The sequence below is a fragment of the Phycobacter sedimenti genome (genome assembly GCF_038148855.1).
Lineage (GTDB): Bacteria > Pseudomonadota > Alphaproteobacteria > Rhodobacterales > Rhodobacteraceae > Phycobacter > Phycobacter sedimenti.
In genome coordinates this window covers 106,551-118,358 of record NZ_JBBVGR010000001.1, presented here as the reverse complement: position 1 = coordinate 118,358, position 11,808 = coordinate 106,551, and the positions used below count along the sequence as shown (strand labels likewise).

12 protein-coding genes are annotated in these 11,808 nt (G+C 60.7%); 7 read left to right on the top strand and 5 right to left on the bottom strand.

All coding sequences use genetic code 11. The features are described 5' to 3' along the window. Positions 1–142 precede the first annotated feature (142 nt). Together lipA and AADA15_RS00550 are read left to right on the top strand one after the other, a co-directional pair. The gene (gene lipA, locus AADA15_RS00555) at positions 143–1,096 is read left to right on the top strand and encodes a lipoyl synthase (RefSeq protein ID WP_341639595.1); all 954 of its coding nucleotides are present in this window, start codon (positions 143–145) and stop codon (positions 1,094–1,096) included. After that, the gene (locus tag AADA15_RS00550; protein WP_341639594.1) at positions 1,093–2,256 is read left to right on the top strand and encodes an amidohydrolase; all 1,164 of its coding nucleotides are present in this window, start codon (positions 1,093–1,095) and stop codon (positions 2,254–2,256) included. Before lipA ends, AADA15_RS00550 begins: the two co-directional genes overlap by 4 nt. A gap of 3 nt (positions 2,257–2,259) precedes the next feature. Here the strand turns inward: AADA15_RS00550 and hpt are convergent, their stop codons facing one another. Beyond that, positions 2,260–2,805: a hypoxanthine phosphoribosyltransferase gene (gene hpt / locus AADA15_RS00545; RefSeq protein ID WP_341639593.1), complete on the bottom strand. Its 546-nt coding sequence runs from the start codon at positions 2,803–2,805 to the stop codon at positions 2,260–2,262. Positions 2,806–2,880: 75 nt separating this feature from the next. Here hpt and AADA15_RS00540 point away from each other — a divergent pair, with 75 nt between their 5' ends. Next, positions 2,881–3,327, top strand: coding sequence for a type II toxin-antitoxin system RatA family toxin (locus tag AADA15_RS00540; RefSeq protein ID WP_341639592.1), 447 nt, complete (start codon positions 2,881–2,883; stop codon positions 3,325–3,327). Positions 3,328–3,352: 25 nt separating this feature from the next. Further along, positions 3,353–4,648 (top strand): MmgE/PrpD family protein, encoded by a 1,296-nt coding sequence (locus AADA15_RS00535; RefSeq protein ID WP_341639591.1) that lies wholly within the window; start codon positions 3,353–3,355, stop codon positions 4,646–4,648. A 58-nt stretch (positions 4,649–4,706) separates the two neighbouring features. On the opposite strand, the gene AADA15_RS00530 is transcribed toward AADA15_RS00535, so the two are convergent. The 4 genes from AADA15_RS00530 to AADA15_RS00515 all read right to left on the bottom strand — a co-directional run bounded on the left by AADA15_RS00530 (position 4,707) and on the right by AADA15_RS00515 (position 8,179). Continuing rightward, positions 4,707–5,888: an ammonium transporter gene (locus AADA15_RS00530; protein ID WP_341639590.1), complete on the bottom strand. Its 1,182-nt coding sequence runs from the start codon at positions 5,886–5,888 to the stop codon at positions 4,707–4,709. A 151-nt stretch (positions 5,889–6,039) separates the two neighbouring features. After that, a complete protein-coding gene (locus tag AADA15_RS00525; RefSeq protein WP_341639589.1) occupies positions 6,040–6,525 on the bottom strand; it encodes a CinA family protein in 486 nt (161 codons plus the stop codon). Beyond that, entirely contained in the window at positions 6,522–7,019 is a 498-nt protein-coding gene (locus AADA15_RS00520; RefSeq protein WP_341639588.1) for a phosphatidylglycerophosphatase A family protein, read from the bottom strand. Before AADA15_RS00520 ends, AADA15_RS00525 begins: the two co-directional genes overlap by 4 nt. Next, a complete protein-coding gene (locus tag AADA15_RS00515; protein ID WP_341639587.1) occupies positions 7,016–8,179 on the bottom strand; it encodes a bifunctional 2-C-methyl-D-erythritol 4-phosphate cytidylyltransferase/2-C-methyl-D-erythritol 2,4-cyclodiphosphate synthase in 1,164 nt (387 codons plus the stop codon). The genes AADA15_RS00520 and AADA15_RS00515 overlap by 4 nt, the downstream gene beginning before the upstream one ends. 181 nt (positions 8,180–8,360) lie before the next feature. Between AADA15_RS00515 and dusB the strand changes: the two genes are divergently transcribed. Genes dusB through AADA15_RS00500 form a run of 3 tightly spaced genes read left to right on the top strand, consistent with a single transcriptional unit; the run spans position 8,361 to position 11,794 of the window. After that, a complete protein-coding gene (dusB, locus tag AADA15_RS00510) occupies positions 8,361–9,347 on the top strand; it encodes a tRNA dihydrouridine synthase DusB (protein WP_341639586.1) in 987 nt (328 codons plus the stop codon). Beyond that, complete coding sequence (locus tag AADA15_RS00505; protein ID WP_341639585.1) at positions 9,344–10,423, top strand: two-component system sensor histidine kinase NtrB; 1,080 nt, start codon at positions 9,344–9,346, stop codon at positions 10,421–10,423. Before dusB ends, AADA15_RS00505 begins: the two co-directional genes overlap by 4 nt. 3 nt (positions 10,424–10,426) lie before the next feature. Next, positions 10,427–11,794 carry a response regulator gene (locus AADA15_RS00500; RefSeq protein WP_341639584.1) on the top strand — a complete coding sequence of 456 codons (1,368 nt, stop codon included), beginning with the start codon at positions 10,427–10,429 and terminating at the stop codon, positions 11,792–11,794. The last annotated feature ends 14 nt before the right edge of the window (positions 11,795–11,808 follow it).

Sequence of the window (11,808 nt, the reverse complement as noted above, 5' to 3'; positions counted from 1 at the left end):
CGAAGTTCGGGACCTGAAATGGAAAGGCAATATTCACGCGTCTTTGCAATTCTTGAAAGCCAGCCATGCAGAAATGGCCGTGTCATCCTCATGCGCCTGTGCTACATGGAACATCAAACTGTTGCCGCAAGGGAAAAACCCCGTGAGAGACCTGAAAATCCCCGCGCAGCGCCACCCGGAAAAGGCGCATCGCCCCGATAATGCTCAGCCCAAAAAGCCCAGCTGGATTCGCGTCAAGGCGCCCGGTGGCAAGGGGTATGCGGACACTCACAAGATCATGCGGGAAAACAACCTCGTCACGGTGTGTGAGGAAGCTGGTTGTCCGAACGTGGGCGAGTGTTGGAGCCAGGGACACGCCACGATGATGATCATGGGCGAGGTCTGCACGCGTGCCTGTACCTTCTGCAACATTGCAACCGGCAAGCCGCCAGAGGCGCTGGACGCTTTTGAGCCGGGCCGGGTGGCCCATGCGGTTGAAAAACTCGGTCTGAACCACGTGGTGATCACTTCGGTTGATCGCGATGACATCGAGGATGGCGGGGCCGAGCATTTCGCCCAGACCATCCGCGCCGTGCGCCACCGCAGCCCAAGGACAACCATCGAAATCCTGACCCCGGACTTCATCAAGTGCGGCCCGGAAGCACTTGAAACCGTTGTGGAAGCCCGCCCGGATGTGTTCAATCATAACCTCGAGACAGTGCCCGGCCTTTACCCCGAGGTGCGACCGGGTGCGCGCTACTTCCATTCGCTGCGGCTGCTGCAACGGGTGAAGGAACTGGATCCTTCCATGTTCACGAAATCCGGTATCATGGTGGGCCTTGGCGAGGACGCGCAGGCCGTGCGTCAGGTCATGGACGACATGCGGGCGGCAGACATCGATTTCCTGACCATCGGACAGTATCTGCAGCCGACGCCCAAACACCATGCGGTGGACCGGTTCGTAACTCCGGAAGAGTTCGAATCCTACGAAAAAGCCGCCTATGGCAAAGGTTTCCTGATGGTTTCTGCCACGCCGCTGACACGCTCCTCCTATCACGCTGGAGATGATTTTGCCCGCCTGCGTGAGGCCCGCAATGCCAAGCTGGGGCTTGCATGACGCCAGAACAGCTGGCGCGGCTCACCCGGCTGCGCCACGACCTTCACAAGATCCCAGAAGTCTCTGGCTCTGAAGAGAAAACTGCTGCGCATATCGCCAGATACCTGAGCGAGCATTCACCAGACGCGCTGTTGACCGGCCTTGGGGGACACGGCGTTGCAGCCGTTTTTCGGGGCGCAGAAGACGGTCCTGCGGTCCTGATCCGCTGCGAGCTTGATGGCCTTCCGATCACAGAGCAGTCGGCGGCGCCGTATCGCTCCATCCACTCCGGGCGTGGACATCTGTGCGGCCATGACGGGCATATGGTCATGGTGGCGGCCCTTGCGGATCGCCTGTCGCAACAACGCCCGGCATGTGGACAGGTCGTCTTGCTCTTCCAGCCTGCCGAAGAAACCGGCAAGGGCGCAGCGGCCGTCATTGCAGATCCGCAGTTCGAGCGGATCAAACCGGATTATTCCTTTGCACTGCACAACTACCCTGGGCTGGCTCGAGGGCAGATTGCCATCTGCACTGGCCCGGCAAACTGCGCTTCGTGCGGGATGCGGCTAAAGCTCAAGGGCAAGACCTCTCATGCTGCGGCGCCCCAGGATGGGCGCTCGCCAGCGGGGGCCATGACACGGCTTATGCCGTCGCTTGTGGCTTTGGGGCCGGGCGGTGATCGCACGCCCGATTACGCCTTGGTCACGCTGACCCATGCGTGGCTGGGCGAGGCCACCTTTGGCATCGCTCCCGGAGAGGCTGAAATCTGGCTCACTTTGCGGACCGTGACGGACGAACGCATGTCAGTGCTGGTCGAGGCCGTCACGCAGGAGGCACGCCGGGTCTGCACCGATGAGGGGCTGGAATGCATGGTTTCCTTTGACGATGTGTTCGAGGCCTGCACAAATCACCCCGAGGCCGCGGAAATCCTCACTAATGCTGCAAAGTCAAACGGGTACGATCCAAAGGTGTGGCAGCAACCACAGCCCTGGTCGGAGGATTTTGGCCAATTCGCCAAGGTCTCCAAGTCAGCGATGTTCTGGTTGGGAGCCGGTGAAGGTATGCCCCAGCTGCACAATCCCGACTATGACTTTCCAGACGAGATCATCCCGGTGGGATCCGCGGTTTTTGCCGGTGTTATTGATGCGATCCTGAACGAAACCCCAAAAGGTAACCGCTAGCGATCAGCCTTCTTCAAGGAAGCGGACCTTGCCGATATGGGGCAGGTTACGGTTTCTCTGGGCAAAATCGATGCCGTAACCGACAACAAATTCATCCGGGATCTCAAAACCAATCCAGTCGGAGCGGAAATCTACCTCTCGGCGGGACGGCTTGTCGAGAAGCGCGATAGATTTGAGCCGCGCGGGCTTGCGGCTTTCGAGGAGCTTGATCACGTGGTTGAGCGTGTGGCCGGTATCGACGATATCCTCCACGACCAGCACGTCACGCCCTTCAATGGCACCGCGCAAGTCCTTGAGAATTCGTACTTCCCGGCTGCTTTCCATGGCGTCGCCATAGGATGAGGCTTCGAGAAAATCCACCTCGATCGGCAGATCCAGTTCGCGGACCAGATCCGCGATGAAAACGAAACTGCCGCGCAGGAGGCCGACCACGACCAGCTTGTCGGTATCAGCAAATTCCGCATGAATATCGCCGCACAGCTCCTCGATCCGCGCGGCAATGGCCTTGGCTGAAATCATCACATCGATGACATATGGACGCTGTGACATGGCTGACCCCTTGAATTTCCCGCGCGTTCATAGGACATGACGCGGCACGATCAAAGCAGGAATATTGCCTCAGCCATGCCTACCCACTCGGAAAACCGCCAGATGCCTTACACGGCACAGCAGATGTACGACCTGGTCGCGGATGTGGCAGAGTACCCCAAATTCTTGCCCTGGTGCGCCGCAGCACGCATTCGCAGCCGCACTCCCCAAGGCGCGGCCGAGGTGATGGAGGCCGATCTGGTGATCTCCTTCAAGGTGTTCCGTGAACGGTTCGGCAGCCGGGTGACGCTGTTCCCCGGCGAGCACAAGATCGATACAGAATATCTGGATGGTCCGTTTCGCTATATGAAATCCAACTGGGCGTTTGCGGATCGCCCCGATGGGGGCTGCGATGTGGCCTTTTTTGTCGATTTCGAGTTCAAGAACGCGGTGCTTCAGGGCATTATCGGGGTGGTATTCAACGAGGCAATGCAGCGCATCGTGCGCGCATTCGAGAAACGCGCGGCCGAGCTTTATGGATAGGGCCTCCCGCGCGGCGGGAGGCGAGATGAGCGACGGTTTCACCAAAGAGTTGGCGGCATTTTCCTGTGGGCCTGTCCGTCCCAGTGCGCTTGCCACTGAAATTGCGCGACTTTCGGCCCTGGACTGGCTCTCGTGCGGGCGCGCCGGGGCTGGCGAACCGGTTGGCCACATCCTGCGCAACCTTGCCAAAGCGGAAAGCGGCACGCCGCAGGCGGCGGTGTTTGGCGGTGGTCATGCGCCTGCTCGGATGGCCGCTCTGGTCAACGGGACCGTCAGTCATGCGCTCGACTATGATGACACGCATTTTGCCCATATCGGCCACCCCTCGGTCGCGATCTTTCCGGCTGCCTTTGCCATCGCGCATTGGAAAGACAAAGGCTTGCAGGATTGTCTTGAGGCGGCACTGATCGGAATGGAGGTCTCCATCCGGCTTGGCCTGTGGCTGGGGCGGTCGCACTATGAGGTCGGATTTCACCAGACCGCGACAGCGGGCGCCTTTGGGGCCACCGCTGCGGCAGGGCGCCTGTTGGGGCTCTCCGAGGCGCAGATGGCGGGGGCCTTTGGCTTGGCCGCGACCCGTGCGGCAGGGCTCAAAGCGCAATTTGGGACTATGGGAAAACCCTATAATGCCGGGATTGCTGCCTCCGCAGGTGTTGAGGCCGCACAGCTCGTGGCGGCGGGGTTTGCGGCCAATGCAACAGCCCTGGAAGGTCCGTTCGGGTTTGGCGCCATCCATCATGGCGAGGGAAATGTGCGCGAGATGTTGAATGGGCTGGGCGAGGTCTGGCTGTTTGAAACAGTCAGTCACAAGTTTCACGCCTGCTGCCATGGTTTGCATGCCGCCCTTGAAGCCGCGCGCGAGCTGGACCTGGCTGCCCCCGAGATTGCCCGACTGGAGGTGAAGACGCATCCGCGCTGGATATCGGTTTGCAATCAGCCAGAACCGGATAGCGGCCTTGGCGCCAAGTTTTCCTATCGAACGGTGCTCGCCATGCAGGCGCTTGGAATCGATACGGCCCGGCTCGAAAGCTACAGCGATGCGATCTGCGCGGATCCCAGGTTGGTCGCGTTGCGCGCCCGTATTGATGTGACAGCCGACGATAATCTGAGCGAAACGCAAGCCACTGTGGTCTTGCTGAAGAAAGACGGGGAGCGGCTCGAGGTCAGTCACGATCTTCAACAGCCCGCCAGCCTCGAGGTGCGAGAACAGAGGGTGCGGGCCAAGGCGGCCTCCTTGATCGGACGCGACGCCGCAGAGCGGGCGTGGGCCGTGTTGGGGCAGGGCGGTTCGGTGGCCGCTTTCTCGAAACTCTTTGCATAAAAACAAAGGCAGGCCCGATAGTCTGGACCTGCCTTTACTGTTTTGCCAGAGCTGTCGCTTAGCTGGACAGATCGTAGGCGCGTTCGCCATGGGCCGAGATGTCCAGCCCGTTGGTCTCGGTCTCGGCATCCACCCGGAGTGTGGTGAAGGCGGCAACCACTTTGACCAGAACGATGGTCACGACGGTTGTAAAGATGCCAACAACCGCAAGGCCACCCAGTTGCGCAGCCCAGGTGCCTGCGCCGAAGACGGCAATCATGATTGTGCCGAAGATGCCGCCGACGCCGTGCACGGCAAAGACGTCGAGCGTGTCGTCGATCTTCAGCACATTGCGCACCAGGTTCACCGCTTCCTGGCACAGGATGCCGGCGACGGCGCCGATGATCAGGGCCTCAACGGGGCCGACGAAACCGCTGGCCGGGGTGATGGAGGCGAGGCCGGCAATGGTGCCGGTGACGAGGCCCACAACCGAGGCTTTGCCATATTTGATCTTTTCCCAAAGCGCCCAGGTCAGCGATGCGGTTGCGGCAGAAATATGCGTCACGGTCAGTGCCATGGCTGCACCGCCGTCTGCAGCCAGTTGCGAGCCGCCATTAAAGCCAAACCAGCCGACCCAGAGCATGGCGGCACCGATCACCACGTAACCAGGATTGTGCGGCGGGGTTGTGCGATTCCTGCGGGGGCCAAGGACCACGGCGATGATGATCGCGGCCAGACCTGCGGTTTCATGCACCACGATGCCGCCGGCAAAGTCCCGCACTCCGGTTTCACCGAAGATACCACCATCGGCCAGCATGCCGCCGCCCCAGATCCAGTGGACCACCGGCGCATAGCACAAGAGCATCCACAGCCCTGAGAAGGTAAGCACAAAGGAAAAGCCCACACGTTCGACATAGGCGCCGACGATGAGCGCGGGGGTGATGATGGCAAAGGTCATCTGAAAGGCAAAGAACAGAACCTCGGGCAGGGTGCCCGACAGGCTGTCGGCCGTCACGCCATTGAGGAACATCTTGTCGAGACCGCCCCAATAGCCGCCGGTTCCGCCACCAAAGGCAATCGAATAGCCGAACGCGAGCCACAGAACGCTCATCAAACAGGCGATTACATAGCAGTGCATGAATACACTGAGCACATTTCGGGCACGAACCAGCCCGCCGTAAAACAATGCGAGGCCAGGAAGCGTCATAAAGAGCACCAAAGCCGTCGCCACAATGATCCAGGCCGTATCAGCTCCGTTCATTTGCGATCCCTCCATCCATATTGTGTGGTTGGAGGCGGTGAAATCCGATGAGTGATGAAAAAAGAAGCGAATAGGGTGCATCAGGTGCCGGAAATTGCACCAATTCCCAAATCGCCTAAAAATTAGACGTTAAAAACCGAGTTGAGCTTGATTATTGGTCGAAGTTCAAAGCGCACTTCAGGAGCTGGAAAAGGGCGTGATCACAACTGGCGGTTCGGACATTGCTGCGCCCAATGGCTCCGAACTCAACCGTTTCGACCTGTGTCTCAGCCCCTTCGGCGGCGAGGCCAAAACACACCCTGCCTTCCGGTTTGAACTCAGAGCCGCCCGGGCCTGCGATCCCGGTAACCGATACCGCAAGGGTCGTGCCCGCGCGCGCCCGCGCGCCTTCGGCCATCTCGCGGGCCACCTCTTCACTGACCGCGCCGACGCGGGCCAGGGTCGCCTGCCTGACGCCGAGCATCTCCATCTTGGCGGTGTTCGAATAGGTAATGAAACCGCGATCCAGCACGGCAGAGGATCCCGGAATATCCGTCAGGGCTGCGGCGACCATACCGCCGGTACAGCTTTCGGCGGTGGCGATGGTGATGCCTTTTTGGGTTGCCAGCCGGATCAGTTCGGCGACATCAACTCTCATAGGCCCAGTACCCCATGGGACAGCCCGGCCAAGAGGCCCACACCAATGGCGGCCAGAAGGCCGGCAATCACATCGTCCATCATCACGCCAAAGGGCCCCTTCTTGCGATCCGCCCAGCCCACGGGGCCGGGTTTCAGGATATCGAACAGGCGGAATAGCACAAAGGCCGAGACCCAGCCCGGCCACAGGGCCGTGATATCGATGCCATGCGCCCAGGCCGGATAGGATATCGCCCAAAGCGCCAGGAACTGACCTGCCAATTCGTCCATGACGAACTCGGATGGGTCAAGATCTTCCTGGCCACGGGTCATCTCGGCCGCGGCCCAAAGCCCGGCGAGGATACAGATGACCGTGGCAGCCGCCAGCAGCGGAAAGCCGCCCCATTGGTGGAGCCCATAAGCCAGAGGCAAAGCCGCCAGGGATCCCCATGTGCCCGGGGCGGGGCGCAGATAACCGACCCCCAGCACTGTCCCGATGGCTGTTGCGATCCTCATGGTTTCACCAGCGCGGCTGTTGCAAGCGCCGCGATCCCCTCTCCGCGTCCCGTAAAGCCGAGCCGTTCGGATGTGGTGGCCTTGATGGAGACGCGATTTGCATCCACGCCAAGAATGCGTGCAATTTCGCCCTGCATCTTTGCGGAATGTGGGGTGATTTTGGGGTATTCGCAGACGAGGGTGCAGTCCACGTTCGAGATCGAGAACCCCTTGCTGCGGACGAGATCGGCAGCGTGTTTCAGGAAGATCTCGCTGGCCGCGCCCTTCCACTGCGGGTCCGACGGAGGGAAGTGGCGGCCGATATCGCCCTCGGCGAGGGCGCCATACAGGGCGTCGGTGATCGCATGCATGCCGACATCTGCGTCGGAATGCCCTTGCAGACCTTTTTCATGCGGAATCTCCACGCCGCAGAGGATCACGTGATCGCCACTGCCAAAACGGTGCACGTCGTAGCCGTTGCCTAGCCTTATATCCATGATTTCGCCTTCGGTTCTGTCTGACTGCCTGCCTTTCAGGATTGCCTCTGCGCGGGCAAAATCCTGGGGGGTGGTTATCTTGATATTGTCAGCCTCGCCCGGAACGATGCTGACCTCAAGGCCTGCGTGCCGGGCAACCTCCACATCATCGGCTGCTTCGCCGGAATGGGCGATATGGGCGGCGAGAATTGCGTCATAGTGAAACCCCTGCGGCGTCTGGGCCGCAAAAAGGCCCGTGCGGTCCTGCGTGCCCGTCACGACGCCGTCGCGGCCTGTCCACAATGCATCGGTGACAGCGAGGGCTGGCGCGGCGGCTTTTTCATCTTCCAGCGCCCGCTCCACTGAGGCAATAAGATCCTGGCTCACGCAGGGGCGCGCGGCGTCGTGTATCAGAACGCGGGTGACACCCCGTCCCCGCAGTGCCTCCAGCCCACTCAGGACCGAGGCCGCGCGGGTATCGCCGCCAACCGCCAGAACGATTCCGGGTTGATCGCTGAATTCAGCCCAGGCCTCGGCGTCATCCGGCGAAAGAACGAGGGCAATTGTGCCAATTCCGGCCTGCCGAAAAGCTGCCAATGTCCAGTCTATGACGCGGCGCCCCTTGAGGGGGCGCCACTGCTTGGGTAATCCGCCCCCTGCACGGGTGCCGCGCCCGGCGGCGACGATCAATGCGGCAGTGCTCATGGGTGGTCCTTTGATTGCTTTTCGAGTGTTTATGGCCAGCACATTCCAGAGGCAATCGCCCAGATGGGGGTGATTAAAAAATAGGCAGCATCGCTGGATTTCGAGAGGTTGGAGGCCCATTTGAATTTCCAACACCCCTGTCATCGGTTAGAAAAGTCACAAACGCACAAGGATTAAGCAGTTGTCCTTCACCCTCGGCCCTATATCCATGACCCCGCCCATAGCATTGGCGCCCATGGCCGGCATTACAGATCGGCCGTTCCGGGATCTTGTGCGTTCATTCGGTGTCGGGCTCACGGTAAGCGAAATGGTCGCGAGCCAGGAGATGGTCCAGGCCAAGCCCGGCGTGCGCGAGCGGGCCGAGTTGAGCGCCGACGTCGAGAACACGGCCGTGCAGCTTGCCGGGCGTGAGGCGCACTGGATGGCCGAGGCCGCCCGTCAGGTTGCGGACCGCGGCGCGCGGATGATTGACATCAACATGGGGTGCCCGGCCAAGAAGGTCACCAATGGGTATTCCGGATCGGCGCTGCTCAAGACGCCTGACCATGCGCTTTCGCTGATCGAGGCGGTGGTGGCAGCGGTTGATGTGCCGGTCACACTGAAAACGCGGCTTGGCTGGGACGAGGGATCGCTCAATGCCGCTGATGTTGCTCGTCGTGCCCAGGAGGCAGGCGTTCAGATGGTTACCATCCACGGCCGCACCCGATGCCAGTTCTACAAGGGATCTGCGGATTGGGCCGCGATTCGGCAGATCAAGGAAGCAGTGAGCATTCCGGTGCTGGCCAATGGCGACATTACCGGCGTGACAAGCGCACAGACGGCATTGGCGGAATCGGGTGCCGATGGCGTGATGGTGGGGCGCGGGGCGCAGGGGCGGCCATGGCTTCTGGCTGAAATCGCCCATGGCATCTGGCGTACAAAGGCGCCCGAGGTGCCAAAGGGAGGCGATTTAATCGATTTGGTTTCAGGGCATTACGAGGCCATGTTGAGCTTCTATGGCGTCGATCTTGGGCTTCGTGTCGCGCGCAAGCATTTGGGGTGGTACATGGATGAGGCCGGGACCGAACCCACCTTGCGCCGTTCGGTTTTGACCGAACGGGACCCGCAAGCGGTTCTGCACCTGCTCCGGATCGCACTGGGGCAATGCGCGCAGGAGGCTGCAGCATGATCGAGGATGGCGCGATTTGGGCCTCGCTGCCTGTGCCGGCTTTTCTGATCGACGCAGAAGACCGCATTGCGGAGGCGAATTCGGCAGCGGAGGGTTTTCTCAACACCTCTTGCAAGTCCCTGAAAGGAAGCCGGGTTTGGGATCAGCTTCGGTTCGAAGCGCCCATAGCGGATGCGTTTCAGCGGAGCCGGGTTGCGGGCACGCCTCTGTTTGTGAATGACATCGACGTGGGCGCGGTCACACGGGCCCCGCTGCAGTGCGGGGTGCAGATTGCACCGGTCAGCGGGCATGAAGGCATGATGCTGTTGTTGTTGTCCCCGCGTGAACTCGCAGGGCGCATGACCCAGAACCATTCGGCAAAATCGGCAGCCCAATCTGCCATTGGAATGGCCGAGATGCTGGCCCATGAGATCAAGAATCCGCTGGCAGGCATAACAGGCGCTGCGCAGCTTCTGAGCATGAACCTCAGTGCCGAGGATCTGGAACTCACCGACCTGATCGTCAGCGAGAGCCGCCGCATTGTGAAGCTTCTTGAACAGGTGGAGCAGTTCGGCAATCTTTCCACCCCGGATTTCAAACCCGTGAACCTGCATGATGTGCTGGACCGGGCCCGCCGGTCGGCGCTTTTGGGGTTTGGCGCCAACATGACCATCACCGAAGAGTATGACCCCTCTTTGCCACCGGCCTGGGGAGACGCGGATCAGCTGTTGCAGGTCGTGCTGAACCTGCTCAAGAACGCCTCGGAAGCCGCTGGGAAAGAAGGCGGAAAAATCCGCATACGCACTTTCTACGAGCACTCTTTCCGGCTGCGCCGCAGTGATGGAACCGGTAAGTTGCTGCCGCTGCAGATCGAAATCATCGACGATGGCCCAGGCCTGCCGGAAGCCATCAAGGACGATGTCTTTGATCCGTTTGTCTCGGGCCGGGAAAACGGAACAGGGCTTGGGCTGGCCTTGGTCAGCAAGATCATTTCAGACCACGATGGCTGGATTTCGGTAAGCTCAGAGCCGGGGCATACGGTGTTCCGGCTGTCTTTGTCGCGCGAGCCGCGCCCCTCACAATCGCAGGAGAGCTAATCCATGGATGGCACAGTTCTGGTCGCTGACGACGACCGCACCATTCGCACGGTCTTGACGCAGGCGCTGACGCGCGCGGGATGCAAGGTTCATGCCACGTCGTCTTTGACGACGCTGATGCGCTGGGTCGCGGAAGGGAAAGGTGATGTGGTCATCTCGGACGTGATGATGCCCGATGGCAACGGGCTGGAGATGCTGCCCAAGATTGCCGAGGACCGCCCGGGCCTTCCTGTGATCGTGATTTCGGCGCAGAACACGATCATGACGGCGATCAAGGCGGCCGAGGCGGATGCCTATGATTATCTTCCCAAACCGTTCGACCTCCCCGAGCTGATGAAACGCACGGCCAAGGCTCTGTCGGAAAAGCGCACCACATCCAGCGGCCCGCGTGCCGATGCCGAGGAGCGCCCCGAAGAGCTGCCGCTGGTGGGGCGTACCGAGGTGATGCAGGCGCTCTATCGTCTGATCGCCCGTGTGATGAATACCGATATGCCGCTTCTGGTGACCGGAGAAAGTGGAACCGGCAAGTCTTTGATTGCGCGCGCTATCCATGATTTCTCTGACCGTCGCACCCTGCCGTTCGTCTCTGCTACGGCCGCAGATCTGATTGAACTTGAAGGTCCTTCGCGTCTGTTGTCCCAAGTAAAGGGCGGCACGCTCTTGATTGATGAGTTGCTCGATCTCCCCGACGAGGCGCAGGCGCGCCTGGTGCGGATGATGGATGCAACGGGCGACCATTCCCCGCGGTTCATGGCGACAAGCCAACGGGACCTGTCCCCGGCGATGGAGGCGGGTGAGCTGCGCGCCGACCTCTACTACCGTCTGTGCGGAACCGAGCTGCACGTCCCGTCCTTGCGCGAGCGTGTCGAAGATATCGCGCTATTGGCTGAGCACTTCCTGATCCGGGCTGAAAACGAGGGCGCACCGCACCGGACGCTCAGTGAGGAGGCAAGGGAGCTCTTGCGCCATTTCGCCTGGCCGGGAAATGTTCGCCAGCTGGAAAATGTCGTGCGCCGTCTTGCGCTTACAGCGCGAAGCGAAGAGATTGGAAAGTCCGATGTCGCCGCCGCGCTTGGGCCGCAGACTGGCGCCGAGCCAATGGTAAGGGGAGCCGTAAATGAAAAGCTCACCGAATCTGTGGCGCGCCATCTGCAGCGTTACTTCGACCTGCACGGAGACATGCTGCCGCCGCCGGGGCTTTACAGCCGAATCCTGCGCGAGGTTGAAACGCCCTTGATCGAGATTTCCCTGGCAGCCACCGGCGGAAACCAGGCGAAATGCGCCGAATTGCTTGGTATCAACCGAAATACGCTGCGAAAGAAGATTACCGACCTCGATATTGAGGTGACACGCCGCCGCAAACTGATGTAATATCGCCACATAGG